General features: G+C 68.9%; 25 protein-coding genes and 1 pseudogene. 13 read left to right on the top strand and 13 right to left on the bottom strand.

The window, feature by feature from the left end; translation table 11 throughout:
- Positions 1–21: 21 nt before the first annotated feature.
- Entirely contained in the window at positions 22–621 is a 600-nt protein-coding gene (locus OIE74_RS27140; RefSeq protein ID WP_329388104.1) for a DUF6668 family protein, read from the bottom strand.
- Positions 622–781: 160 nt separating this feature from the next.
- Between OIE74_RS27140 and OIE74_RS27135 the strand changes: the two genes are divergently transcribed.
- The 3 genes from OIE74_RS27135 to OIE74_RS27125 are packed head-to-tail and all read left to right on the top strand — an operon-like array spanning position 782 to position 3,490.
- Complete coding sequence (locus tag OIE74_RS27135; protein ID WP_329388102.1) at positions 782–1,831, top strand: C40 family peptidase; 1,050 nt, start codon at positions 782–784, stop codon at positions 1,829–1,831.
- Positions 1,828–2,499, top strand: coding sequence for a hypothetical protein (locus OIE74_RS27130; protein WP_329388100.1), 672 nt, complete (start codon positions 1,828–1,830; stop codon positions 2,497–2,499). Before OIE74_RS27135 ends, OIE74_RS27130 begins: the two co-directional genes overlap by 4 nt.
- Before the next feature lie 58 nt (positions 2,500–2,557).
- Positions 2,558–3,490: a hypothetical protein gene (locus OIE74_RS27125; protein ID WP_329388099.1), complete on the top strand. Its 933-nt coding sequence runs from the start codon at positions 2,558–2,560 to the stop codon at positions 3,488–3,490.
- Between the two features lie 38 nt (positions 3,491–3,528).
- On the opposite strand, the gene OIE74_RS27120 is transcribed toward OIE74_RS27125, so the two are convergent.
- The 3 genes from OIE74_RS27120 to OIE74_RS27110 form a co-directional block, all read right to left on the bottom strand.
- Positions 3,529–4,113 (bottom strand): sigma-70 family RNA polymerase sigma factor, encoded by a 585-nt coding sequence (locus OIE74_RS27120; RefSeq protein ID WP_329388097.1) that lies wholly within the window; start codon positions 4,111–4,113, stop codon positions 3,529–3,531.
- 230 nt (positions 4,114–4,343) lie between these two features.
- Positions 4,344–5,291 (bottom strand): hypothetical protein, encoded by a 948-nt coding sequence (locus OIE74_RS27115; RefSeq protein ID WP_329388095.1) that lies wholly within the window; start codon positions 5,289–5,291, stop codon positions 4,344–4,346.
- A gap of 24 nt (positions 5,292–5,315) precedes the next feature.
- On the bottom strand, positions 5,316–6,131 hold the full coding sequence (locus tag OIE74_RS27110; protein WP_329388093.1) for a transglycosylase SLT domain-containing protein: 816 nt from the start codon (positions 6,129–6,131) through the stop codon (positions 5,316–5,318).
- Between the two features lie 275 nt (positions 6,132–6,406).
- On the opposite strand from OIE74_RS27110, the gene OIE74_RS27105 reads away from it, so the two are divergent.
- The 8 genes from OIE74_RS27105 (at position 6,407) to OIE74_RS27070 (ending at position 14,736) form a co-directional block, all read left to right on the top strand.
- The gene (locus OIE74_RS27105; RefSeq protein WP_329388091.1) at positions 6,407–6,919 is read left to right on the top strand and encodes a DUF6668 family protein; all 513 of its coding nucleotides are present in this window, start codon (positions 6,407–6,409) and stop codon (positions 6,917–6,919) included.
- Complete coding sequence (locus tag OIE74_RS27100) at positions 6,916–7,230, top strand: hypothetical protein (RefSeq protein WP_329388089.1); 315 nt, start codon at positions 6,916–6,918, stop codon at positions 7,228–7,230. The genes OIE74_RS27105 and OIE74_RS27100 overlap by 4 nt, the downstream gene beginning before the upstream one ends.
- Positions 7,231–7,286: 56 nt before the next feature.
- The gene (locus OIE74_RS27095) at positions 7,287–7,592 is read left to right on the top strand and encodes a hypothetical protein (protein ID WP_329388087.1); all 306 of its coding nucleotides are present in this window, start codon (positions 7,287–7,289) and stop codon (positions 7,590–7,592) included.
- A gap of 22 nt (positions 7,593–7,614) precedes the next feature.
- On the top strand, positions 7,615–8,400 hold the full coding sequence (locus tag OIE74_RS27090) for a hypothetical protein (RefSeq protein WP_329388085.1): 786 nt from the start codon (positions 7,615–7,617) through the stop codon (positions 8,398–8,400).
- A 1-nt stretch (position 8,401) separates the two neighbouring features.
- Complete coding sequence (locus OIE74_RS27085; protein ID WP_329388083.1) at positions 8,402–9,697, top strand: hypothetical protein; 1,296 nt, start codon at positions 8,402–8,404, stop codon at positions 9,695–9,697.
- Between the two features lie 151 nt (positions 9,698–9,848).
- Positions 9,849–11,345 (top strand): SCO6880 family protein, encoded by a 1,497-nt coding sequence (locus tag OIE74_RS27080; protein WP_329388081.1) that lies wholly within the window; start codon positions 9,849–9,851, stop codon positions 11,343–11,345.
- Between the two features lie 2 nt (positions 11,346–11,347).
- Positions 11,348–12,910: an ATP/GTP-binding protein gene (locus OIE74_RS27075; protein ID WP_329388079.1), complete on the top strand. Its 1,563-nt coding sequence runs from the start codon at positions 11,348–11,350 to the stop codon at positions 12,908–12,910.
- Complete coding sequence (locus tag OIE74_RS27070; protein ID WP_329388077.1) at positions 12,907–14,736, top strand: type IV secretory system conjugative DNA transfer family protein; 1,830 nt, start codon at positions 12,907–12,909, stop codon at positions 14,734–14,736. Before OIE74_RS27075 ends, OIE74_RS27070 begins: the two co-directional genes overlap by 4 nt.
- 3 nt (positions 14,737–14,739) lie before the next feature.
- Here the strand turns inward: OIE74_RS27070 and OIE74_RS27065 are convergent, their stop codons facing one another.
- The 5 genes from OIE74_RS27065 to OIE74_RS27045 form a co-directional block, all read right to left on the bottom strand.
- Positions 14,740–15,945 (bottom strand): DUF418 domain-containing protein, encoded by a 1,206-nt coding sequence (locus OIE74_RS27065; RefSeq protein ID WP_329388075.1) that lies wholly within the window; start codon positions 15,943–15,945, stop codon positions 14,740–14,742.
- Between the two features lie 162 nt (positions 15,946–16,107).
- The gene (locus OIE74_RS27060; protein WP_329388073.1) at positions 16,108–17,325 is read right to left on the bottom strand and encodes a cytochrome P450; all 1,218 of its coding nucleotides are present in this window, start codon (positions 17,323–17,325) and stop codon (positions 16,108–16,110) included.
- Complete coding sequence (locus OIE74_RS27055) at positions 17,318–18,634, bottom strand: aldo/keto reductase (protein ID WP_329388070.1); 1,317 nt, start codon at positions 18,632–18,634, stop codon at positions 17,318–17,320. Before OIE74_RS27055 ends, OIE74_RS27060 begins: the two co-directional genes overlap by 8 nt.
- Positions 18,631–19,734, bottom strand: a complete 1,104-nt coding sequence (locus OIE74_RS27050; protein ID WP_329388068.1) for a type III polyketide synthase — start codon at positions 19,732–19,734, stop codon at positions 18,631–18,633. Before OIE74_RS27050 ends, OIE74_RS27055 begins: the two co-directional genes overlap by 4 nt.
- A 233-nt stretch (positions 19,735–19,967) precedes the next feature.
- The gene (locus OIE74_RS27045; protein ID WP_329388066.1) at positions 19,968–20,597 is read right to left on the bottom strand and encodes a TetR/AcrR family transcriptional regulator; all 630 of its coding nucleotides are present in this window, start codon (positions 20,595–20,597) and stop codon (positions 19,968–19,970) included.
- A gap of 70 nt (positions 20,598–20,667) precedes the next feature.
- Here OIE74_RS27045 and OIE74_RS27040 point away from each other — a divergent pair, with 70 nt between their 5' ends.
- Positions 20,668–21,561 carry a ketopantoate reductase family protein gene (locus tag OIE74_RS27040; RefSeq protein WP_329388064.1) on the top strand — a complete coding sequence of 298 codons (894 nt, stop codon included), beginning with the start codon at positions 20,668–20,670 and terminating at the stop codon, positions 21,559–21,561.
- A gap of 5 nt (positions 21,562–21,566) precedes the next feature.
- Here OIE74_RS27040 and OIE74_RS27035 read toward each other — a convergent pair whose 3' ends face one another.
- The 4 genes from OIE74_RS27035 to zwf form a co-directional block, all read right to left on the bottom strand.
- The gene (locus OIE74_RS27035; protein ID WP_329388062.1) at positions 21,567–21,734 is read right to left on the bottom strand and encodes a hypothetical protein; all 168 of its coding nucleotides are present in this window, start codon (positions 21,732–21,734) and stop codon (positions 21,567–21,569) included.
- Between the two features lie 103 nt (positions 21,735–21,837).
- Positions 21,838–22,725, bottom strand: a complete 888-nt coding sequence (gnd, locus tag OIE74_RS27030) for a phosphogluconate dehydrogenase (NAD(+)-dependent, decarboxylating) (RefSeq protein ID WP_329392455.1) — start codon at positions 22,723–22,725, stop codon at positions 21,838–21,840.
- Positions 22,726–22,760: 35 nt separating this feature from the next.
- A complete protein-coding gene (gene opcA / locus OIE74_RS27025; protein ID WP_329388060.1) occupies positions 22,761–23,672 on the bottom strand; it encodes a glucose-6-phosphate dehydrogenase assembly protein OpcA in 912 nt (303 codons plus the stop codon).
- The gene (zwf, locus tag OIE74_RS27020) at positions 23,669–25,222 is read right to left on the bottom strand and encodes a glucose-6-phosphate dehydrogenase (RefSeq protein WP_329388058.1); all 1,554 of its coding nucleotides are present in this window, start codon (positions 25,220–25,222) and stop codon (positions 23,669–23,671) included. Before zwf ends, opcA begins: the two co-directional genes overlap by 4 nt.
- Positions 25,223–25,421: 199 nt before the next feature.
- Between zwf and OIE74_RS27015 the strand changes: the two are divergent.
- Positions 25,422–25,877, top strand: a pseudogene (locus OIE74_RS27015) (MarR family winged helix-turn-helix transcriptional regulator); the annotation flags it as partial.
- Between the last annotated feature and the right edge of the window lie 92 nt (positions 25,878–25,969).

Raw genomic sequence — 25,969 nt, 5'->3', positions numbered from 1 at the left:
GCTGGACAACTCGGTTCCCTTCTAAGCGGGTTGAGTGAGTCGGGTCAGGTCGCGGGCGAGCGCCGCGCACTCCTTGGGCACATGGGGTTCGCCGAGCCGCCAGGGCTCCACCCACGGGATCTCCCACAGCCTCGGTACGGCACCGGACACCAACTGCACCCGGTCCCGCAGGACTTTGGGACGTCGGCCCGGGGCGTCGGCGACGACGACCAGACCCAGCAGGTCGATGCCGGTGACCGTGCCCGAGGCCCACTGCTGGGCGGCGTTCCGCGCCGCGCCGAGGCCGCGCGCGGTGGAGCGGGCCACCAGTACCACCGCCTGGGACCCGGTGGTCACCGGCCAGGCGCGGCCGGCGTCCCGGCCCCCGGGCACGACCTCTTCCAGAGTGCTGACGCCCGCCCCGCCGTGTACGCCGAGCCACCACCAGGACTGCCCCCGGCTCAGGAGCGGATGAGCGACGGGCAGCCCCCGCTCGGGTGGGGGGACTCCGGCGCCCTGAGGTGCTCGTGGTCCGGAGAACCCGGTGTCCGTGTCTTGAACCGTTCGCCCCGGTTTTCCGTTGGTGGCCCCCGAAGGATCCGCACGCAGCCAGGGATTGACCACCGGCTCATCCCCTGCCAAGACATCTCCTTCGGCCGTCAACACAACGCGCCGATAATACACATGAGTTGCCAATTCACAAGAAACTACTTTTCTTGCACCTAAGACAGATAAGGACTGTTTCCCCCATGTCGGACCACATGGCTTTTCGGATAGTCGCGCACCATGTGGGAAACCGCCGATGAGCAGCCGTCCCGGCCGGACCGGGTCGGCCGTTCTGGCCACCGGGTGCGTCGTCCTGGGACTGGTCGGCTCGCTGGTCGGTCTGTCGGTGTTGGGGGCCGCCGGCCAGAAACAGGACGTCGAACCGGTTGGACTGGTCACCGGGCTCACGACCGAACGCATACCGCCCGAGTACGTGCGGTGGATCGAACGTGCCGGCGCTCTCTGCCCGGAGGTCAGCGCCCCGCTGGTGGCCGCGCAGATCGAGGCCGAGTCGGGCTGGGATCCCACCGCCGTGAGCCATGCCCAGGCCGAAGGGCTGAGCCAATTCATCCCCAGTACCTGGGCGACCTGGGGCGTGGACGCGGCCGGCAAGGACGGCAGTCCCGAACCGGACGGTGTGGCCGACCCGTTCACCCCGGGAGACGCGATCATGACCCAAGCCCGCTACGACTGCTGGCTCGCCGACACGGTCAGGGAGATGAACATCGGCGGCGACCTCACCCGCCTGATGCTCGCCGCCTACAACGCGGGCCCCGGAGCGGTCGAGCAGTACAGGGGCGTGCCGCCGATCCCGGAGACCGGGAGCTACGTCACCAGGATCATCGCCTCGATGTCGCGTTACACCGGCGGCGAACCGGCCGAGAGCGGCGGCGCGTTCGGCGACCGGGTCGTGGCCAACGCCAAGAAATGGCTCGGCACCCCGTACTCGTGGGGCGGCGGCGGTCCGGAGGGCCCCGGCCGCGGATTCGCGCAGGGCGCGAACACGGTGGGGTTCGACTGCTCCAGCCTCGTACAGAACGCGGTCTACCACGCCTCCGGCGGCGGCCTTCTCCTCCCCCGCGTCAGCCAACTCCAGGTCACAGCGGGCAAGGCGGTGTCCCGCGAGGACCTGCGGCCCGGCGACGTGATCGGGTTCCAGCTGAACGGCAGCTACGACCACATCGGCATCTACATCGGCCAGGGGCAGTTCATCCACTCGCCGAAGACCGGTGACGTGGTCAAGATCAGCAACCTGAACGAGCCCTACTACGCGGGCAAGCCCCAGACAGCCAGGCGGTTCGGATGACTTTCTCCCGTACATGGGCCACCACCGCCTCGGCGGCGACGGTGCTCGCGATCGGTCTGCTCACCGGCGGGTGCGGTTCCGGCGGTGGCGGTGGGGAACGCGCGCTCCCGGAGCCGTCGGCCCCTCTGGCGACCGGCACCGGCCCGTACCCGACGCCGTCCGCCCCGCATACGGACGTACCCGCACTCCCGGAGCCCACGGAGCCCACGAGCACAGACGCTCCTCGCGGAAGCGCGGTCCGGCCCCAGGAAGTCGACGGGACCGACGCCGACGCGGTCGGTGAGGGCGCGCTCAAAGCCCTGTGGACCTACGACACCACCACCGACAGCGGGCCCCGCGACGCCGAGCTGCGCGCCGCCGAAGCGGGGTGGCTGACCGGGGCGTACGCGGACCAAGTACGCGCCCACCGGCCCCAGTCGGTCCTCGGCGCCCAGTGGCGGGAGTGGGCCGGACACCGCGCCCGTACCACCGTCGCGCTGAAGAAGACGGAGGACGCCGCCAAGCCCCCGGACACCGGCACCGAGGCGTGGCGGCAGTGGACCGTCACCGCCACCCCGAAGGGGAGTGAGGGGTGGACGGGCGATCCCGTCGTCTCCTCCGTCTACGTTCAGCTCACCCGCACGACGACCGACAAGCCGTGGCGGGTCGCCGAGGTCACCGTCCGTTAGAGGTGTCCCCCGGATCAGACCAAGTGTCCAACTGCACGGTAGGAAGGTTCTGTCGACGATGCGCGAATCCACGGATGTACCCGCCTGGCCGGTCTATGACCTCACCGTGCACGACGACGGCCGGATCCTCACCTCGGGCCCTCTGATTCCCCTGTCCGGGCACGCCACTCGCGCCGCCGCCATAGAGGTCGTGGCCGGCGCCGCCGCCCGGCTCGGACGTGCGGTGCGGGCCACGGCCACCGAACCGGGCGGTGCCGTATGGCAGTTGATCGTCTCGCCCGAGGGAGAGGTGAGCGAGGTGCCGGGCGGCGGCGCGCGCACCACGGCTCCGAAGAAGCGCAAGGGGAGGCGCCCGGTGGCGCGCTCAGCGGAAGCGGCGGACGTCCCCGCCGCTTCCGGGCCCCGGCCCGGCGCGCCGAAGGGGGCCGAGACGTACGCGGAGTCCCTGGCCCAGGTACGGGAGCATCTCGACGCGGGCCGTACCGACCAGGCGGGCGAGCTCGCCGCCCGGCTCGACGCGCAGGCGGCCGGGGTCCTCGGGGTCTCCCACCCCGAGGCCCTGCGTATCCGCGAGGTCCACGCACGGGCCACCGCCCTGGCCGGAGACGTGGTCGGCGGCGTCCAGTTGTACCGCGACGTGGCCGAGCGCTGGCACTACCGGGGGGACGCCGAGCAGGCCGAGACCGCGGCGGGCCACGCCGAAATGCTGTGGATGCGGATGACGCACGTGGGCCAGGCGCTGTCCGCCGGGGTCGACGTGATCCGTATGCGCAACCAGATCCCGGGCCGGTCCGGCGAGGCCCTCGCCGCGGCCCTGGAACACCGGGAGTGGCTGCTGAAGGCCCAGGACGCGGGCGAACCGGGCGCGCGGGAGCAGTCTGTGGCGGACACACCCGCCCCACGAGTCGTGGCGGACCCACCCGCCCCGCGAGCCCCCCGTCCCGCGCCGACCTGGGAACGGCCCGCGGTCGACACCCGGAAGGCGGGCTGATTCCGGTCCGTACGGGGCCCGGCCGACGGGTGCGCGACTCAGGCGGCGGTCAGGTGCTTCTCGGACTTCTTGACGACCTGGCCGTCGGGGCTTTCGCCAACCTCCATGGCCAGCCGCAGTGCGCGTAAGGCGTGATGCACACGCGACTTGACGGTGCCCGCCGGTATACCGAGCAACAGGCCCGTCTCACGCATCGACCTGCCGGAGAAGTACGTCTCGTACAGCGCCTCGCGATGGTTGGGTGACAGCTTCTTGAACGCCTCTTTCAGCAACAGGGAGGAGAGCAGCCAGTCCACGTCGTCGGAACTGGTCAGCAAGTCGTCCAGCCAGATGTTGCCGTTGACCTCCTGGGGACGGGTCTTGCGCATCCGGAACTCGTCGACGACGAGGTTGCGGGCGACTCTGAACAACCACGGCCGCAACTGCCGGCCGTCAGTCAGGTCCTGTGTCCGCCAGCAGCGCAGCAGGGTCTCCTGCACCACGTCCTCGGCCTTGTACCGGTCACCGTTCAACAGCCGTACCACGTAGGCGTAGAGCGCGCCCGCCTGATCGTCGTGGAGTGTGCGCATCGCGCGTTCTCCGGCGCTGGCCGCGCCCAAGGAGCCCATCACTGTGCCGCTCACGTACTTACTCCCTCGCTGCATGACCTCGGGGGAAGGTCAGGTCTCAAGACCGCGCCAGGCGGCCCCGATTCGGAGGGAGTGTTACTCGTGGGACTCCACGTCGCGTTGACGTTCGATTGACGTTTAAACGTCCGATTCAGCCAAACTCAGCAGTAACCGGAGGGCGGAATATCGGACGGGGGCGCTCCTCTCCCTGGGCGCTCCCCCCACGTCGACCTGCGCGTTCCCCTTCAGGCCACGCCGGTCTCGGACATGGCGGCCTCGGTGGCGAGAGCGCGTATACGGCGATCCACGCCCCTCACCAACTCGACGTCCCCCACGGCCACACAGCCTTCCTCCGCGAGCCGGGACCACGCGGTGAGCAGGGTCCGGCCGTGATCGACGGCGGACGGCAGGTCGTCGATCAGCCACCACACGGCGACTGCCCGCAGCAGATCCTCATGGGCGCGCGGGTCGCCCTGCTGATGCCGGATCTTGGCGAGTTCAAGGCAGGTGAGCGTCGCGGCGGCGTGGTTGCCGCCCTTGTACGCGGCGTACGCCTCCAGGGCCTGTGCCTCCAGCGTGTACAGGTGTTCGGCGCCGAAGGTGCGCGCGGTGTGCTCCCGCAGCCGGAAGGCGAGCGCCGCCGCCCGCTCCCGCGCTCCGGTGTCGATGGCATGACCGATACTCGCGACGAGTCCGGCGAGTTGGTCCGGGACAAGCACGGGTACACCCGCGTCGGTGGATGGTGTGCCTTCGCCGGGCGGTGCGTCGGGCGAGGGGCCGGGGACCAACGACAGTCCGGCGGAAGGCGGTTCGGCCGGTCGCTGCCCGTCCGGCCCGGAGTCCGCCGGCCCCGGCCCCTCCGCGGACGGGTCCGTCTCGGTCAACTCCCGGTACCTCTCGTGCCGCACGATGCGGCTCGACCCGTCGGCGGTGACCTCGACACGGGTGGCATACCCCGCACGCCGGTCGACGATCGTCGCCTCGACGGGTCCGCCACCGGCCCGCGCCCGGCGCTGCATCGTGTCGAGCACGGCCACGTTGACCGGTTCGCCGTCCGGCAGCGGAAAGGGCGCACCGTCGACCGTCACACGGCCGTCGGGGTCGATGAACACCTCCACGGAGACCACCGCCACCGCCCCCCGCTCCGCGTCTTCCTGTCCCGCGCGGACCTGCCCGGCGCGTTTCCTGAGCACCCGATGACTCCTTCACTGTCCTGGTCACTGCCCACCGGTGGGCGACGGGTTGATGCTGTCGAACGGCAGTGGGCTGATGGAGGGGTACGCGGATCCTTCGGGCACCTTGACGACACCCGAGTACACGGCGAACGAGCTCCTGACGCCGTAGACGTAGCTCTGCGCGCCGGAGTGGTCCGGCATGCCCTTCGCCTGTTTGACCGCGTCCAAGCCCACGTGGTACGCCGCCAGGGTCAAGTCGAGGAGATCTCCCTTGACTTCGTTGTTGGCGACGAGTTCGTCGATGTCCTCGGCCAGTGAGCACATGTACTTGCCCTGCGCCATGATCGAGTCCGCCGCGTCCAGGGCCGAGGTCTCGTCGTTGTCGTCCTCGTCCTCGCCGAACTCGTCGAACTTGTCCGGGGGCAACTGGGAGATCCCCTCGGCCCCGTCGGGCCCGACGAGTTTCTCGTTGAACATGGACTCGTACTGGATCTGCGAGGCGATGACGATCGGGCCGATCTGTGTGCATTCGGCCCCGGCGTTCTTGATGTGCTCACGGAACTGCGCGGGCACGCTCGGTTCGTACAACTCGCCCCGCCCGTCGCCGCCGAACGCCTCGGCGACCTTGTCGCTGTCCCCCGTCGCTTCGCCGTCGCCTCCCCCGCAGCCGAAGATCTCGCAAATGAGGACCAGGGGGAGGAAGAAGACATAGATGACGAATATCACGATCGCTCCGACCAGGATGATCAGGACGATCAGCGGGAAAAGCGCGCACCCAGTGAGAGCCGTACCCGCGCCGGCGGCGATGAGCACGGCGTTCGTACCTTTGGTGGCTTGCCCGCTGGTGTCCGCACCCACGTCCAGTCGCTCCTCTCGTGATCGGGCCCACGCCGTGGTTTCGAACAGCGCTGAACCAGGTCATCGGTTTTCCCGTAGTGGCTGCCCGACGGATCACCGCGGGCCCGCACCGGCGCAACGGACGAAGCGGCCGATCAGTTCAATGCGGGATCCGCCGTAGTAGTTCGGAACCGAGAGGAGGGTGGACGCCCATGGATCTTCCACCGTCGACATTGGCCGGCCCACAGATGTGGATTCGTGGGCCGGCGACCCAGCAGGACGCCCCGGCGACAGCCGTGTCACCGCGCTCAGCGGGGAGGACCACGCGCCCCGACGCGCCCGCGCCCGCTCCACGCGCGCCCTCGCCGCACCGGGGGCAGCGGGTCGCCTGGGTCAACGCGCACGGCGGTGGCGGGGCGAGCACGCTCGCGCGGGTGCTGGGCGGGGCGGACCTGCGCCTTCGGTGGCCCGAACCGGCCCGGGGCGAACCCGGCGGAGTGTTGTTGGTGGCCCGCACCCATGCCGGTGGCATGCGGGCGGCGTCCCAGGCGCTGAACGCACTGCGCACCGGAGAACACCCCGACGGGGTGCACCTCATCGCCCTCGTGCTCGTCGCCGACGCGCCGGGCCGCCTGCCGCGCCAACTCGGCCGACGCGTACGCGTACTGCGTTCGGCGGCCGAGGTCCACCGCGTTCCGTGGATTCCGGCGTGGCGCCTCGGCGAGGAGGTGGATCCGCTGCCGAAAGAGGTACGTGCGCTGGCGGAGCTCGCCGCCGGCCCGACCGGACGTACGGCGGGAAACCGATGAACCCCGCGCAGGTCCCCCGCCCCTCGTGGTCACCCGGGGACCTTGAGTACGGGCCCGACAAAGACAAAAAGTTCATTCCGAACCCCGAGGCGGGTGAGCTGCTGGGTGTTCTCTCCTGGCTCGTGACGGCCGCCGCCGTGGGGGGCGTGATCTTCATTGGCATACAGATGGCCATGCGTCTGCGGGCCGGAGAAATGGGTGAAGGGGCGACCTACTTCCGAGGGATCGTCATCATCCTGGGTTCCTGCATCCTCGGCGTCGCCGCGGGGCCGCTCGTCAACTTCGTGATCTGGCCTTATCTCCTGCGCTGACCGCACGTGAATACGTGAATATTCGACTTTGACTTGTGATGAAAACGGAGACACTGATGAAGGACACATTGCGCGCTCTCTCCGCCAAGGGCTGGGACTATCTGGCCACCGACAAGGTTCCCGAGCCGGAGCGGAAGGCCCCTCAAGAACTGGCCGATGCCGTCAACACCGTTCTGGGGATCGCTGCTTGGGCAGGCACCGCCGCCGGTGTGGCGGGAATCATCATCACCGGAGTCATGATGGCCGCGTCCGTGAAGCGCGGGGAGGGTTCCGAGCACATGAGCCGCCTGGGCATGGTGCTGGGAGGCTGCGTCCTCGTCTCCACCGCGGGCCCCGTAGTCACCTTCTTCTTCGCGGCGTAATCCCGCCGAAGAGAACATCAACATGTTCCGCTCGCTACGAAAACGGAAGCCCCTCGACGGGCCCTTCTACAAGCAACGCGGCTGGATCGCCGCGGCCGGGTTCCTCGGCTTTCTCGTGGTCATGTCGCTGGTGGCCCTCTCGACCGGCGCCACCAACGGCATCCCCGCCAAGGAAACCGGGATCGTGGCCGACAGCCGAGAGTTGCTGTCCGGGCTGAGCGGCCCTCTGTCCCCCGGCGATCCACAAAAGGTCCGGGGCGGTCCGCGAGGCCGTCCGGAGAACTGCCGTACCGACGACCGGGACACCTCGCGGCCGACCACCACACCGAGGGATCTGCGGTGGCGAAAGCTCGTCACCGTCATGGTTCCCACGTCGGCGTCAGCCGGTCCGCTGCACACCGACAGCTCCGTGTGGTGGTGTTTCGCCCACACGCCCACGGGCGCGGTACTGGCGGCGCACGTCATTCCCGTCCAGTTGAGCGGCACCGGGTGGCGCGCCGCGGCGGAGCAGCAACTCGTGCCCGGGAGGCCGCGCGACAGATTCGTCACCACCAAAGCCGATACCGGTACGAAGGATCCTGAGGCGGACCTCAGCGGGCGGTTCGTGGGCTTCTCACTGGCGTCCTACTCGGCTGAATCCGCGACCGTACGGCTGCTCCTCACCAATCCCGTGGGCGGCTACCTGAGCACATCGGTGTCCCTGCGCTGGCGGGACGGCGACTGGAAGGTGGCCCTTCTGGACGACGGGTCGCTCTACACACAAGTACGGCAGGCGAAGCCCAGCGGCTTCTCCGCATGGGGAGAATGACATGTACTTGGCCGCGGGCTGCGACGGCGGCATCGACATCGGCGAATTGATCTTCGGCGATCCGATCGGCGAGATGATGAGGATGGTGGCCAAGATCGCGATGCGCGGCGCCTTGAGCATCTTCGACGCTGTGGGCAGCATCGGTTCGTACGACCAGGAGTCGTCGGATGTGATCGACCGTCAGACGCAGTGGATCGTCATGTATCTGGCAGTCGGCTCGATCCTCTTCGCCGCGGTCAAAATGGCCCTGGACAGGAAGGCCGACAGCGGCGAGACCGCGCTGAAGGGCGTCCTGCGGATCACTTTGGTCAACACGCTCGCGAGCAGCGTGCTCATCACGTTCACCGCCCTCATGGACAGATACTCCGCCCACCTGTTCACCGGCGCCCTCGAGAACCTGATGGACGGCATCGACTGCAGCGACAGGGTCCCGGCCATGTTGCTGCTGATCATCGGCTGCCTCCTCATCGTCGCCGGCATCATCCACGCGCTTCTGATGTGGATCCGGCTCGGCGTGATGATCATCCTGATGGGCACGCTCCCCCTGGCCGCCGCCGCCTCCATGACCGAGTGGGGCGGCACCTGGTGGAAGAAGCACATGGGGTGGCTGATCGCGTGGCTGCTGTACAAGCCCGTGGTCAGCCTCGTGTTCTTCTCGGGGTCCGTCATGGTGAACTCAAAAGCGACCGGAGTCCCAGGCGAAGGGGCGAGCGAAGTCAACGTCCAAGTCGCCGGAATGGGGGTGCTTCTGCTTTCGGCCGTCGCTCTGCCCGCGCTGATGAGAGTGATCGTTCCGGCGATGGAGTCTCTCGGGAGCGACGGGGCCGACAAAATGGTCAGCGGCATCGCCGGGGGCATCGCCACCGGCGCGAAGGCGATCGGCGGAGGGGCGGCCTCTCTCGCGGGCGGTGCCGCCGGGGCGGCCAAGCCCTCGGGAGCCAGCTCTTTGGGCGGCGGGGGCGGAGGCAAGGACAGCTCGCCGTCAGGCGGAGGCGGCGGGGGCGAATCGTCGGGCGGCAAAGACAAAGACAGCTCACCGTCGGGCGGAGGCGGCGGAGACGGATCCTCGGGCAACGGGGGCGGAGGCAGCTCGCCGTCGGGCAGCGGCGGAAGCGGAGGCGGAGACGAATCCTCGGGCGCCAAAGACAGCTCACCGTCGGGCAGCGGCGGAAGCAGCAGCAGCGGATCCTCGTCAGGCAGATCCGGGCCCAAGCCGTACTCCGAGGCGTGGTACCAGAACGAATACAACAAAGCTATTGACGACGGTATGTACAAAGACCTCCCCCGCGACAGGTGAGCGACGCCAGACCGGTGTACCGCGGGTTCCTTCCCGCCCATCGGCCGCGCTCACCCTCGTGGTCCGGCGTCCGGACCTCCCCCGGCCCGGACCCAGATTCGGTCCAGGACGGCCCACGATCCACTCACCGTAAGCGAAGCAGGTACTCCCCATGTCCACCCAAGCTCCTGTCGTCCATCCCACATACGGGAACTGGCGCAGGCCCAGACGGCCCGGCCTGGGGCCGCTCGGCCTCGTCGGCACCATCGGAGTGTTCGGCGGGATCATCCTCGACCTCATCGCGTCGCTGATCTCGTTGCAAGTCACTCTGATCCTTGTCGTCATGCAGGTCTTCCTGCTGCTGCCGCTGGCCGCGCGCACGCAGGACGGGCGCAACGTCTATCAGCTCTTCGCCCTGCGCGTCAGCTGGTTCCGTCGCAAGGCCAAGGGATCGACCACCTATGTCTCCGGTCCGCTGGCGCCGCGGCCGGGGGGCCGGTTCCGTCCGCCGGGACTGCTGAGCCGGGTCACGCTCAAGGAGGGCAGGGACGCCTATGACCAGCCGTTCGGTGTGGTCCACCACCGCAGCCGGAACCTCTACACCATCGTGCTCGAGTGTGAACCCGACGGCGGTTCCCTGGTCGACGCCGACCAGGTGGACACCTGGGTGGCGTCATGGGGCCACTGGCTGGCCCGGCTGTCCTCCGAACCGGGCCTGCGCGGGGCCGCGGTGGTGGTCGAGACCGCCCCGGACACGGGAAACAGGCTGGCCAACGAACTGCTGCCCCGCATTCATCCCGACGCCCCGGAGGCGGCACGGGCCGTGATGGAGGAAGTGGTGCATCGGTATCCGACCGCGTCCTCGGAGATGCACACCTACATCTCGCTGACCTACGGAAATCCCAACGGCCAGAAACGCAAGGGCGACGACATCATCACCGATCTCGCCATCCGCATCCCCGGCCTGCTGTCGGGACTGATGGCCGCGGGCGGCGGCCCCGCGGCCCCGCTGTCGGCCGAGCGCGTCGCGGAAGTCGTACGGGTGGCCTACGACCCGGCCGTGGCAGGGGACGTCCTCGACGCCCGCGCGCAGTACGGCGGAACCGGTCTGGACTGGGAGGACGCCGGTCCCACGGCGACTGTGGAAACGGCCAACTCCTATCAGCACGACTCAGGAGTGTCCCGGACCTGGCTGCTCACCATCGCACCACGTGGCACGGTGCGTGCCCAAGTGCTGCAGGGACTGCTGGAGGCCACCGATGGCACCCGCCGCAAGCGCGTGGCCCTGCTCTACCGCCCCATCGACCCGGCGACCTCGGCGCGCATCGTCGAGGCCGACCGGCGGGCGGCGCAGTTCATGGCGACCTCGAAGCGCGGCATGGTGCAGGCACGTGCCGCCAACGAGGTACAGGCCACCGAGCAGACGGCGGTGGAGGAGGCCAGCGGCGCCGGTCTGATCGAGTTCTCACTGATGGTCACGGTGACGGTCGACAGCGTCGAGGATCTCGACGACGCCAACACGTCGGTGCGCAACCAACTGGCCGGAGCGCGCCTGATGATGCGTCCGGCCGACCGGATGCAGGCGGCGGCGTTCAGCTGCACGCTGCCGGTCGGGATCCTGCCGTGGGAGTACACCCTGGTCCCGCGCGAATTGAAGGAGGCCTTGTGAGCATGAGGAACACGCCCCGGACCAAGAGCAAGAAGGCTCCCCCGCGCCCCAGGGCCCCGCTGGTACCGCCGCGCGGCTGGCCCGGCCCTGGCGGCGGCCAGGTGGCCAACGTGGACCCGCCGACCATGTGGCGGGCGACGACCGTGCAGGCATGCGGCCTGTGGCCGTTCGCGGCGGGCTCCGGCGCGCCGATGAGCGGCGTCCCGCTCGGCCAGCACCTGTTCACCGGAGCCACCGTCTGCGGCGACCCGCTGTCGTGGTTCACCCGCGCCCAGTACATCTCCAACCCCTCGCTGTTCATGCTCGGTATGCCGGGTCTGGGCAAGTCCACCCTGGTCAACCGGATGCTCATCGGGCTGGCCGCCACCGGTGTGGTGCCGCTGGTGCTGGGCGACCTCAAGCCCGACTACGCCGACACCGTGCGCGCCTTGGGCGGACAGGTCATCTCCATCGGGCGCGGAGTGGGCGGCATCAACGTCCTGGACCCCGGGGCCATGGGCGCCGCCGCCGAGCGCATCGGCGGCGAGGCCGGCCGGGTGCTGATGGCCGAGACCCACGGCCGTGTGCTCAACATGGTCGCCGCCCTGGTCACCATCGTGCGCGACCGTCCCGTCGACGACCACGAGCAGTCGGTGCTGTCCGCGGCGCTGCACCATCTGCGCGAGCACACACCGCCCGGCCGCCAGCCGCTGCTGCCCGATCTGCTCCAGATCATCACCGAGGGGCCGGACCGGGTACGGGCGGTGACCCTGGACCGCGGGGACGAGACCCGCTACCGCGACGCCGTGGACCCCCTGCACCGCTCACTGCTGGGCATCCTCGACGGGCCGTTGGGCGACACGTTCGCCTCCGAGACGTCCACCCGCATCGACCTGGACTCACCGGCGGTGTGCGTGGACATCTCCCGGATCGGCGAGGCGGACACCCAGCTCACCGCGGCGGCGATGCTGGCCGCCTGGTCCGACGGCCTGGGCACCGTGGCCGCCTCGCACGCCCTGGCGGACGCCGGACTGCGGCCCCGGCGCTGGTTCTTCACGGTGCTCGACGAGCTGTGGAGACCGCTGCGCGCGGCCTCGGGCATCGTGGACCGTATCGACGCCCTGACCCGGCTCAACCGGAGCCTCGGCCTGGGCGACGCCAAGATCACCCACACTCTGAAGGACGCCGAGGCACTGGGCACCGACTCCGACCGGGTCAAGGCACGTGGTTTCGTCGAACGCGCCGGCATGGTGGTGTGCGCGGGGCTGCCGCGCCAGGAGATGGAGGAGCTGGGCCAGATCGTCGGCCTGTCCCGGCGGGAGATCGATCTGGTCTCCTCGTGGTCCTCGCCCCCGGGCTGGGCGGCGCACGGGGACCGCGAGGAGCCGCCCGGCCGCGGCCGTTTCCTGATCAAGGTCGGTGGCCGGCCCGGTATCCCGATCCAGGTCGCGATCACCGACACCGAACGGCGCCTGCACGACACCAACAAACGCTGGGCGTCGAACGATCCCGTCATCGAGCAGGCGTCCGCGCATGTTCCCGACCTCTCCAAGTTGTCGGAGACAGAAAGGAATTGGACCGCGTGAGCGCGACTGCGGCCAAGGGCAGGAGCCTCGGCGGCGAGCTGGCACCCTGGGCGATCGTCGCCGTGGCGGGCGTGAGCCTGGTGGTGTTCGGGGGCGTATGGCTCGGCGGCACGCTGGGCGCGGCGCTGACCGGCGCCGGCTGGCATCCTCCGCCGTTCGCCCTGGCTTCGTTCGCCACCCTCTTCACCGACGGGCCGTCGGCACTCTGGCCGGACGCCTCGCCCGCCGGTGTGGTCGCGGGCGTCGTCCTGGTCTTCGGCTCGGCCGTCGCCGTCGGCGTGCTGGTCGTACGGTGGGTGTTGCGGCGTGCCGCCCGGCCCAAGGGGCTGGCAGGGGGCCGGGAACTGGCCGCCCTGGCCCCGGCCGGCATCGAGGAACGGGCCCGCGACCTGCGCCCCTCGCTCAAGGGCCGCCGGCATCTGCACCCCGACGAGACGGGCAACCTTCTCGGCGACCTCGATCCCAGCGGCCCCGAACTGCGCTCGTCCTACGAAGACGTGGAGCTGGACCTGATGGCCCCGCGTGCCGGCAAGTCCACCGGCATCGCCGTCCCGCGCGTGCTGCGCGCCCAGGGAGCGGTGCTGCTGACCTCCAACAAGTCCGACGTCTACTCCGTCACCCGCGCCGCACGCGAAGAGGCGGGCCGGGTCTGGACGTTCGACCCGCAGGGGATCGCCCACACCCCGCGCGAGATGTGGTGGGACATCCTCGCCGACTGCCACACCATCGAGGGCGCCCGCCGTCTGGCCGGGCACTTCGTCGCCTCCGTCAACGACGACCAGTCGAAGAAGGACTTCTGGATCTCCGCGGCCCAGAACACCCTCACCGCCCTGTTCCTCGCCGCCGCACGAGGCAAGGCATCCGTGCTCGACCTGCTGGCATGGCTCGCGGACCCCGCCGACCGCACGCCGATCGACCTGCTGCGGGATGTCGACATGATCGCCATGGCCGAGCAGTTGCAGGGCACGGTCCGGGGCGCGGTGGAGACCCGCGACGGCATCTACGAGACCGCCCGGCAGTGCGTGGCCTGCCTGCTCGACCCGGAGATCGTGGCCTGGGTGACGCCCGATCCCGCACTGCCGCAGTTCAAGCCGCACGAGCACGTACTGGCCACCGACACCCTCTATCTGCTGTCGAAGGACGGCGGTGGCTCGGCGGCGGGAGTGATCGCGGGGCTCGCCGACGCGACAATGCGCGCGGGCGTGGTGGCCGCCGAGCGCATGGGCGGCCGGCTCGACCCTCCGATGACCGCCGTCCTCGACGAGGCGGCCAACGTCTGCCGCATCTCCGACCTGCCCGACCTCTACAGCCACTTCGGCTCGCGCGGCATCAACGTCGTGACCCTGCTTCAGAGTTACCGGCAGGGAAGCCGCGTGTGGGGCGAGGCGGGCATGGACGCCCTGTGGAGCGCGGCCACCATCAAGCTGCTCGGCGCCGGCCTGGACGACGCCGACTTCGTGGAGAAGATCTCCAAACTCGTCGGCAACCACGACGTACGCACCGCGTCCTACTCCAAGAGCAAGGACGGCGGCTCCCACTCGTACTCCTACCGGCTGGACCCGGTGCTGCCCGCGGACCGGATACGAGCGCTGCCCAAGGGCACCGCCCTGTTGCTGGCCACCGGTGTACGGCCGGCCCTGATCCGTCTGCGCCCCTGGTACAAGGAGCCCAACGCCGCTGCCATCTCGGCGGCGGCCAAGGCCGAGACGGCCGCCATCACCGAGCGGGCGGCCCGCGCCTGGTCCGGCAGCGGTGCCCACGCTCCCGACGACACCATGAACAGGTGGGAGAGGGACGCGGTGTCCCTGGACAAGCCGTACGGGTAGATCTCAGGGCCTGCGGGCCAGCGTCGCCGCGCGCAGCAGCCATTCGGCCGGTCCGTACCGGACATGGCGCAACAGCCACCCGCCGTACGCGAGTTGCGCCGCGTACAGGGCGAAGCATCCCACCAGCAGCACCGCGGTGCCATGGCGGCCGTACCAGGCCAGTCCGTAACCGGTGAAGACCAGCGCCATCACCACAGACTGTGTGAGGTAGTGGGTCAGGGCCAGCCGGCCGGCCCCGGCCAGGGCGCCGGCGGCCCGGCCGCCGGGCCGGGAGCGCAGCAGAAGCAGCAGCCCGCAGACGTACGCGGCCGTCAGCGCCGGGGCGGTGAGCACGCCGACGGCCGAGCCGACGTCGTACCACCGGGCGTCCAGCGGCCCGTTGCGGCAGATGGCCATGAAGACGCTCCCCGCCAGGCCGACGGGCAGGGCGCGTACGACGATCCGCACCATCCGGGCACGGTGCCGGCCGGTGTCGGTGAGCAGCTCGCGCTTGCCGGCGGCGAGTCCCACCAGGAAGGCCGCCAGCATGTCGGCGCCGTACAGGACGCTCCAGCCCAGGGAGTCGTGCAATGACCCCAGATTGGCCCGGACGACGGAGCCGAAGTCTCCCTGGTAGGCAGCCGCGATCTCCTGGATCGCGGCCGTGCGGTCCCGCGGATTCATCGGCTCCGCGTAGGCGACCGTCGACAGGCCCCAGACCAGCAGACATACCGCGACACCGATGACAAGACAGGCCGCCGCCCGTACGGCGGTCCGGGGCTCGATGTCCCTGACCGCGAAGAGGACGAGGCTCAGCACCGCGTAGACCAGCAGGACATCGCCGGAGAAGAGGAAGACACCGTGCACGAGCCCCAGGAGGAACAGGCAGCTCAACCGGCGCAGATGCCGAGGAGCGAACGGCACCCCCGCGCGCTCGGCCGAGGCCCTCTGCAACGTGAAGCTGTAACCGAACAGGAAGGAGAAGAGCAGGTAGAACTTGGCACTGACCAGGACCGTGACGAGCCAGTCGGCCGCCTCGTCCACCCACCACACGGACAGTTCGCCCTCCGGACCAATATGCGGTCCGGCCATGGCCGGGAGATTGACCAGGAGAATGCCCAGCAGGGCGAATCCGCGCAGCAGATCGATCTCTCGTATCCGTTCGCTCCGTCCGCTCCCCGGTAGCGCCTCGGTGGCGCGAGAGACCTGTGTACGGCGCGAGGAACGCAAGACGGGCCTCCGGGACCGATGCGGAGCGAAACGAACGGCGAGGCCGCGCCGACCATCACCACACCTGCTTCGTCGCCGCCCGGGGACCACCACGAGGAACCCGCGTGAACGGTTCAATCGGTCCCACCGTGGCGGTCTGTCAGACAGCGGTGCCCCGGAGCCTTACCAGCGGACCGGAAGCGCGAGCGGGAACCGCCAGATGGACTCCGCGTTCCACACGATGTCGCCGGGCTCGCCTGCCAGCCGCAGCTTCGGGAAGCGGCGCAGGAGCGCCGCCAAGGCGACCTGCATCTCCATCCGGGCCAACTGCGCGCCGGGACACCGGTGCGGGCCGTATCCGAACACCATGTGCTGCGCCGATTCCCGTCGCGGGTCCAACTCGTGCGGGCGGGTGAACACTTCGCCGTCCCGGTTGGCGTTCAGGTACGACACGTGTACCGCGTCACCAGCTTGGATCCTTGTCCCGCTCAGCTCCACGTCCTCGGTGGCCACCCGTGGAATACCGACGCCCTGTCGGAAGGGAATGAACCGCAGCATCTCCTCTATCGCGGCAGGGAGCCGCTCGGGCCGTGTCCGGAGCTCGGCGAGGAGGGTGTCCCTGGTGAGCAAGGTGTAGATCAAATTGCTGATCTCGAAGGTCAACGTGTCGGATGCGACCACGATCACCTGCCCGAGCATGGCCAGCTCGGTGTCGGTGAGCGGCTCGTCGGCACCTTCGGCCCTGCTCATCGCGCTCAGCAGGTCGTCACCCGGCTCCCGTCGCCTGCGCTCGGCCAGCTCGGTGAAGTACCCGCGCAGATCCGTCTTCGCCTGCGCTGCTTCGGCGCTCCGCCCGGTCGCCAACGTCATGACTGCCGCGGCCCGTTCCTGGAACCAGCTCCGATCACGTTCGGGGATGCCGAACATCTCACTCGTCACCGCCAGAGGCAGTGGAGAGGACAAGTGCTGGACCAGGTCGGCCGGGGCGCTCGTCCCGGCCATGTTGTCCAGCAGCTGATTCACCACTCGCTCGGTGCGGGGCCGCAGACGCTCGACGGCGGGGCGGGTGAACCCCTGAGCGATCGCCCGGCGAAACCGGGTGTGCTCAGGAGGGTCCATGTTGTTGATCGCGTCCGAGTGCGCTATGGGCTGCGGCGTCATCCGCGGCAGGTCCCGGCCGATGCCGGCGGCCCGGCTGAATCGGCGGTCCGAGGTGACCACCTGTACGTCTCGGTACCGGGACACCAGCCATGCCTCGCCGCTCCCGTGTCGCATGCGTATCCGCGCCACAGGGTCCTCATTGAGCAGCCGCAGCATGAGCGGATCGAACTCAAGTGCCTCGTTGTGCTGGAAGGGGCAGTCCCAGACTCGGCTGTCGTCCACCGGGGATTCCTCAGCCATGAGCCTGCGTCAGCTTTTTCAGGGCTTCCTGAGTGTTGTAGGCGTTCTCCCAGTGCTCCACGATTCGGCCGTCCCGGAAGCGCCAGAGTCCGCAGAACCGCACTGCCGCGACCTGCGGGTACTGAGTGTGCACGGTGCCCAGCACCGCCCCGAAGTAGTCGTTGGCGGTGATGCTCTCCAGCTCCATCACCGTGGTGCCGTGGTGAAGTTCGAGAAGAGCCGCCTGCCGGGCCACGACCGCGGGTTTGCCCACGATATCTCCGGGATCGCGCTCGGTGCGCCCGGCCGGGTGCAGGACGACGTCGTCGTCCGAGTACTCCCCGATGGATGAGAGGTTCTCGTACACCGATCGCAGGGTTTCGACGTTCGGGTGTTCCTTCGGTTCGCGCCGAACGGGCGCGGAGGGCCGGGTCGGAGCTTCCTCCCGGGAGCTTTGGGCGATCTCGTCCCACTGATCGTCGTCCAGCAGGATGTCGGCCGCCCGCAGGTTCTCCTCCAAGTGCTCGATCGACGTTGTGCCGGGGATCGGCAGTGTCCTGGGCGAGTCGCGCAGCAGCCAGGCGAGGGCCAGTTGGGCGGGCTTCACTCCGATCTCGCCGGCCGCCTTGGCGAGCTTGCTGTGCGACGCCAGCAGGCTTCCGCTACCCAGCGGCCAGTAGCAGATGTAGGCGATGCCGTGTTCCTCGGCATACCTGACGACCGCCTCGTCGGTGCGGTCGCCGATGTTGTAGAGGTTCTCCACCGACGCGATCGTGGCGACACTGGCCGCCTCCTTCAACTGCTCTATCGTCACTCCGGGTTGGGAGGAAAGCCCGATGTGCCGGATCTTCCCCTCATCCTGAAGCCGTCGCAGCTCACCCACCTGGTCCGTGAGGGGCACAGTCGGGTCGATGCTGTGCAGCTGATACAGGTCGAGACAGTCCAGACCCAGGTTGCGCAGGCTCATCTCGACCTGCTGGCGCAGGTACTCGGGCCGGCCACAAGCGGCGATGTACCCCTCCCGCCAGTCTCCGGGGCCACGCCGCAACAAGCCGCCCTTGGTGCAGATCACCAGGTCTTCGGGGTATGGATGCAGTGCTTCGCGGATGATCTGCTCGTTGAAGTCCGGCCCGTAGGCATCCGCGGTGTTGATGAAGTTGACGCCCAACTCCACGGCGCGGCGCAGCAGTCGGATAGCTGAATCCGGGTCTTTCGGCGGCCCCCAGCATCCCGGCCCGGTCAGCTTGATGGCGCCGTAGCCGATCCGGTTGACCGTACGGTCTCCTCCGATGGTCAACTGCTGACTGACGCCGTTCGGCGAGATGGTCACAGTGCGAATTCCTTTTCTTCGTGAGAGGGGAGCGGCGTGGAGAGTTGTGCGTCAGGGGCGACCCAGGTGCCCAGCGCGATTTCGGCAGTGATGCCAGGCCCGAACCCGGCGAGCATCCCCCGTGCCCCGTGCGGCACGGTCCCCGATTCGATCAGTCGGCGCAGGGCGTCGAGTACGACGGCGGAGGCGATGTTCCCGTACTCCGTCAGGGTGCTGCGGCTGTAGGAGAACATGGCTGGATCGACGCCGAGGAAAAGAGACAGGTCGTCGAGGATCCTCGGTCCGCCGGCGTGAATGATGTAGAAGTCGAGCGCGCCCGCGTCCCACCCGTGCTTGTCGGCCAGATCGATGAGAGCAGGGGCGAGTTGCTTCATCGTCCCCGGAACTCTTCGGTCGAGCAGGAAATGGAACCCGGTGGCCTTCACCGCGTACGAGATCCAATCCTCGGTGTTCGGCACGAGGTGCGATCCGTTCCGCGCCAACTGTATTCCGCTGCCGCCCTCCGAACGAACGACCGCGGCCGCCACCGCGTCCCCGAACAACCCGTTGGACAGCAGGTTTCCCACGGTCATATCGGTCGGTTGATAGCAGAGTGAACAGAATTCACAGGAAACTATCAGGACATTCGCGTCGGCATGGGCCCGGCAGAAGTCACTGGCACGATTGATGGCAGCGCCACCCGCGGCGCAACCCATCTGCGAGATGGGCAACTGGCGTGTGTCCGCCCGAAACCCCAGGTTGTTGATCATCCATGCGGTCAGGGACGGCATGCTGTATCCCGTGCACGACACGTAGATGATGGCATCAACCTGGTCGGCACTGAGCGCGGCATTCCGCAGCGCCCGCTCGACCACGGCCGGGATCCGGGCCTTCGCTTCCTGGAGATGAATTCGGTTGCGTTCCTCAAATCCCGGATGCGCCAGGGTTCTTTCGATGGGCTGAACCAGATGCCGGGTCCGTACTCCGGTATTTTCGATCAGCTTGAGCGCCAACGGCAGCTGATCGTGATCAGGGTGGAGGCGCTCCGCGAGCTCAAGCGTCTCCTGCATGCTGATCGTGTATTCGGGTACATCGACTGCTGGGCAGCAAAGTACAGGCACACGTCTTCCGATCGGTATTCTGGAACAGATGATTCAGGGATCCCCGTGTTCATCCATCGGGCTCTGTGGCCCCTGTGTTGATCAACTACGGTCGAAGTTGTTGGATGGTTCAACGCCAAGCTCACCCTCGATCGGGTGTGCCGAGTGGGGAGTTGGCTGCGGTCCGGGGTGATCTGGCGGACTTCGCGGCGGAGTGACCAAGCGGCGGGCCCAAAGGCCCGGGTCTTGGGGCGTCAGGTCCGGGTCGGGGGCGCGCTCGTCGCTGCCGTCAGGAACGTGATCGCCCATCGCCGGGCCGCCTCGCCCGCCGCCGGGGACACGCAGCCCGGGGACGGCTGCTGGTGGACCTCAAGGCGGTCGACGGCCGTCACGGCAAGGATCCCCCGCATCCGGAACCACAGCTCTTCCGGGGAAAGGCCGGGCAGTACGCGCGCGAAGGCCGCGAGGTAGCGCTCGCGGACCGAGGCCTCGGCCGGGCCGGTCCAGCTGCGTGCCTCCTCGGCCGGGTCGCTGAGGATCGTCACGATCAGCCGGGACGTCCGGGCGCTTCCCTCGTCGCCGGCCGGCATCTCGTCGAACAGCGGCCCCGCGAATGCCTCCACCAGTTCGCCGACCGATGGCTCGGGGGTCCGGGCGAGCAGTCTGTCGAGCCCGGCGCTCTGGGCGGCGTTGATGGGCTCGATCACGCGGCGGGCGACCGCGGCCATCAGCTCCGCCTTCGAGCCGAAGTAGTAGCCGACGGCGGCCAGGTTCGCTCCGGCGAGTTTGGTGATCGCGCGGACCGAGGTGCCGCGGTATCCGTGCTCGGCGAAGAGGTGCTCGGCCGCGTCGAGGATCTGGGTGCGGGTGTCTGGGGTCGCCACACGAGGGACTCTACATATGTTTGAATGAAACGAACGTATGAATCAAACGAACGTATGGAAGAGGGCTGTCATGAAGCTGCTCGTGTACGGCGCCGGGGTTTGCGGCAGCCTGTTCGCCGCCCGCATGCACGAGGCCGGCCATGACGTCTCGCTCCTCGCCCGGGGCGAGCGCCTGACCGCCCTGCGCCGGCACGGAGTGCGGCTCGCCGAGGAAGACGGCCCGGCTGCCAGGCGGGTGCCGGTACCGGTGATCGAGCACCCGGACAGCGGGTACGACCTGATCACCGTCTTCGTCCGCACCCACCAGATGGACGCGGTGCTGGAATCACTCGCCGGTGTCAAAGGTGACGTGCTGTTCCTGCTCAACTGGGCAGCCGGCCCGGAGACGCTGGGCGCGGTGATCGGCCACGAGCGGGTGCTGCTCGGCTTCCCCACGACCGGCGGCACGATGGACGGCGACGTGATCCGCTACCGCAAGACCAACTTCATCACCCGCCGGGTCGCGATACCGATCGGCGAGCCCGACGGCCGCACCACCCCTCGACTGGTACGGATCGTGGAGACGTTCCGTACCGCCGGGATCAACGCCAAGGCCGAGCCGCGGATGGATGCCTGGCTCAGGACGCACGCCGCGTTCGAAGTCCCGCTCGGACAGGCGGTACACGCGGCGGGCGGCCCGGTAGCGCTGGCCGACGACCCGGCCGCGGTCCGCAGCATGCTCCGCCTCATGCGGCAGAACCTCGCCGCGATGAAGACGCCGCCGGTACCTCGCGCGTTCGCCGCGTTGCGGGCTCTGCCGCAAGGGCTCCTGGTGGCCGTGCTCCGGCGCTTCCTGAAGAGCCCAACGGCCGTGAACAGCGGACTCAACGCCACCTCGCCCGCCGCGGCGGCCGAACTCGACCGGCTGGCCGAACAGCTCCGCGCCCCTGCGGGAGCCCGCGAAGTTCCACCGGACAGGGCCTGAGCAACTCAAAACGGCGAAAACCTCACCACACACGACTCGATCACGGGCACGAGCTGCTCGGGCCTCAGCGCCAGGGCGCGCATCAGCATTCCGCGGTACTGACCGGTGGCGTATTCGCCTTTGCCCGCGTCGCGACTGAGCGGGTGCGGGCATCGTGACAGCGTCTGATCCATATCACTTTCACATTCCTGGATGGGTTGCCGACTGATCGGAAGGGACACCAGCACCACATCGCCCGCGTCCGGGCACCGGCCGTGAGGCCGTCGTACCGCACGGCTACTCGTTGTCTCCCGCGGCGGCGACGGCGTGGCCGCCGAACTGGTTGCGCAGGGCGGCGATCATCTTCATCTGCGGGGAATCGTCCTGCCGGGACGCGAACCGGGAGAAGAGAGAGGCGGTAATGGCGGGGAGGGGCACGGCGTTGTCGATGGCGGCCTCGACAGTCCAGCGGCCCTCACCCGAGTCGGCGGCGTATCCCTTGAGTTCGCCGAGGTGTTCATCGGCGTCCAGGGCGTTCACGGCCAGGTCGAGCAGCCAGGAGCGGATCACCGTGCCCTCCTGCCAGGACCGGAAGACCTCACGCACATCCGTGACGGAGTCGACCTTCTCCAGCAGCTCCCAGCCCTCGGCGTAGGCCTGCATCATCGCGTACTCGATACCGTTGTGGACCATCTTCGCGAAGTGCCCGGCGCCGACCTTGCCCGCGTGGACATAGCCGTACGGACCCGCCGGCTTGAGCGCCTCGAAGACCGGCCGCACGACGGCGATGTCCTCAGCCGCACCGCCGACCATGAGGGCGTAACCGTTCCGCAAACCCCAGACACCGCCGGAGACGCCGGCGTCGACGAAGCCGATGCCCTTCGCGGCAAGCTCAACAGCGTGCCTCTCGTCGTCCGTCCAGCGGGAGTTGCCGCCGTCCACGACCACGTCGCCGGGGGACAGCAGTTCCGCCAGCTCGTCGATGACGCCCTGCGTCGCCGGACCCGCGGGGACCATCACCCAGATCACGCGCGGCCCGTCGAGCTTGACGACGAGTTCACCGAGGCTGTTCACGTCGGAGACCTCGGGGTTGCTGTCGTAGCCGATGACGATGTGGCCCGCACGGCGTATCCGCTCGCGCATGTTGCCGCCCATCTTGCCCAGGCCGACCAGTCCGAGTTCCATCGCCGTCATGTCACTTGCTCCTGTGCTGGGTTCGGTCAGAAGGGCGCTGTGGGCAGCGCCGCCGCGTACGCGTCGTCCGGGTCGAGACGGCGCAGTTCCTCGGCGATCAGCTCGGCCGTGCTCCGCACGCGCAGGGCGAGGGTGCGGGTGGGCTGGCCGGTGATGGACAGGGTCGCCACCGCGCCGACCGGGCGATCGATGTGGATCTCGCCCGACCCTGTGTACAGCCGGACGCCTGTCACCACGGGGCCGTCGGTGTCCCGCTGCTCGACCGGTACACGGAGGCGGTCGGTGAGCCAGCGGGCCAGCAACTCGGCGCTGGGGTTGCCCGGTTCGCTCTCCACCACCGCCGAAGTGACGGTGGTGCGGACCTGGTCGAGGGCCGCGGCCAGCATGGAACGCCACGGGGTGAGGCGCGTCCAGGCCAGATCAGTGTCGCCGGGGGCGTAGGAGGCCGCACGTTCGGCCAGTTCCCGCAGCGGCTCCTCTGCTGCGTACATGTCCGTGATCCGGCGCTGGGCGAGCGCGCCCAGCGGGTCTTCGGCGGGCGCCGCCGGCGCGTCGGTCGGCCACCAGACGACGACGGGGGCGTCCGGCAGCAGCAGCGGCAGGATCACCGAGTCGGCGTGGTCGACCGCCTCGTCGTACAACCGGAGCAGCACGGTCTCACCGCTGCCGGCGTCGCCGCCGATACGGACCTCGGCGTCGACGCGGGGATCGCTGCGCTGCCGGAGGCCACGGGTCGGCCGCTTGATGACGGCCAGGATCCGGGAGGGATGTTCACGCGAGGCCTCGGTCGCGGCCTTCACCGCGTCGTGTGCGTTCTCCTCGTCGGTGACGATAACGAAAGTGAGCACCATGCCGACAGCGGCGCTGCCGTTGGCCCTGCCCTCGGTCAACGCCTTGTTGATCCGGGCGGCCGTCGTGTACGTGAGGTCGGTGATCACGGCCTGCGCCACTTCCGTCCGTCTCGTGCGAGCATCTCCTCGGCCTTTGTGGGGCCCCAGCCGCCCGACGGGTACTGCGCGGGCCTGCCGTGCGTCTCCCAGTACTCCTCGATCGGGTCGAGGATCCGCCAGGACTCCTCGACCTCCTCGGTGCGCGGGAAGAGGTTGGCGTCGCCGAGCAGGACGTCGAGGATCAGGCGCTCGTACGCCTCGGGGCTCTCCTCGGTGAAGGACTCGCCGTAGGCGAAGTCCATGGTCACGTCCCGGATCTCCATCGAGGTGCCGGGCACCTTCGAACCGAATCGGGTGGTCATGCCCTCGTCGGGCTGCACTCGGATGACCAGGACGTTCGTGCCGAGTTCCGCGGTGGCGGTCGAGTCGAACGGCGAGTGCGGGGCACGCTGGAAGACCACCGCGATCTCCGTGACCCGGCGGCCCAGCCGCTTGCCGGTGCGCAGGTAGAACGGGACGCCCGCCCAACGGCGGTTGTCCACCTCCAGCTTGACGGCCGCGTACGTGTCGGTCCGCGACGCGGGATCGATGCCGTCTTCCTGGAGATAGCCGACGACCTTCTCGCCACCCTGCCAGCCGGCCGTGTACTGGCCGAACACGGTGTGCTCGCCCAGTTCCTCCGGCAGCCGCACCGACTTCAGGACCTTGAGCTTCTCGGTGAGCAGCGAATCGGCGTCGAAAGCGATGGGCTCCTCCATGGCTGTCAGGGCGAGGAGTTGGAGGAGGTGGTTCTGGATGACGTCGCGAGCCGAGCCGATGCCGTCGTAGTAGCCGGCCCGGCCGCCGATGCCGATGTCCTCCGCCATCGTGATCTGCACGTGGTCGACGTACGAGCGGTTCCAGATCGGCTCGTACATCTGGTTGGCGAAGCGCAGCGCCAGGATGTTCTGGACGGTCTCCTTGCCCAGATAGTGGTCGATGCGGAACACCTGGTCCGGCTCGAACACGTCGTGCACGAGCGCGTTCAGCTCACGGGCACTCCTCAGGTCGCGCCCGAAGGGCTTCTCGATCACCGCCCGCCGCCAGGAGCCCTCAGGCGCGTCGGCCAGTCCGTGCTTCTTCAGCTGCCGGACGACCTTGGGGAAGAATCTCGGCGGCACGGACAGGTAGAAGGCGAAGTTGCCGCTGGTGCCCCGGGACTCGTCGAGGTCGTCGACGGTCTCCCGGAGCTTCTTGAACGCCTCGTCGTCACCGAAGTCGCCCAGGACGAAACGGATGCCCTCGGCAAGCTGCTGCCAGACTTCCTCCCGGAACTCCGTACGGGCGTGCTCGCGCACCGAGTCGTGGACTATCCGTGCGAAGTCCTCGTCCTCCCAGTCCCGCCGGGCGAAGCCGATGAGCGAGAAGCCCGGTGGCAGCAGCCCGCGGTTGGCGAGGTCGTACACGGCCGGCATCAGCTTCTTGCGGGACAGGTCACCGGTGACACCGAAGATGACCAGACCCGACGGGCCCGCGATACGCGGCAGCCGGCGGTCGGAAGCGGTGCGCAGAGGGTTCGTCCACCCGTCCGCCCCGGGAGAGGGTGTTGCGTCCGACATCGCGTCAATCCCCTTTCGCGGCAAGGCGTTTCAGCTCCTTCTCGGTGGACGCGAGCAGCTCACCCCGCACCGTGGCCGAGGGCCGGCCGGAGACGACCCGAGATGACCGGCCCAGAGATTAGATGATGCATCAACCGTTATCGATGCTCAATCTACATGACTGGGTGACACATCAACAAACCCCTCTACCCTTACAGGCATGACTGAGGAACCAAGCCGGCTCACCCCGGCGGAGCAGCACGCCTGGCACAACTTCGTCCGGTTGCAGACCAGGCTCATCGGCCGGCTCTCCCGCGATCTGCAGACCGAGTTCAACCTGTCCGCCGCCGACTACGCGGTCCTCGTCAATCTCACCGAGGTACCCGAGGGCCGGCTCCGCTTCCTGGACCTGGCCAGAGCGGTGGAATGGGAGAAGAGCCGCATGTCCCACCACATCGCCCGGATGACGAAACGTGGGCTGGTGACTCGTGAGCCGTGCCCCGAGGACGGCCGCGGCGCGTTCGTGGTCGCCACCCCGGCCGGCCGGGAAGCGATCGTGGCAGCGGCCCCACTCCACACCGGAGCCGTGCGCCGCCTGTTCATCACCCCCTTCACACCACAGGAGCTGAACACGTTCAGCGAACTCTCGAAGCGCCTTCTGGAGCAGCTGGAAAAGGATTCGCTCCAGGGCGGTCAGCGAGTACGGCCGCGCGGCTTGAGCGGGGTCGCCGGCAGCGCGGGGGCGGGCAACGGCGAGCCGTCGTAGCC

Source organism: Streptomyces sp. NBC_01716 (genome assembly GCF_036248275.1).
Lineage (GTDB): Bacteria > Actinomycetota > Actinomycetes > Streptomycetales > Streptomycetaceae > Streptomyces.
Note: the sequence above shows the minus strand (reverse complement) of the source record. Positions and strands in the feature narration are given on the sequence as shown.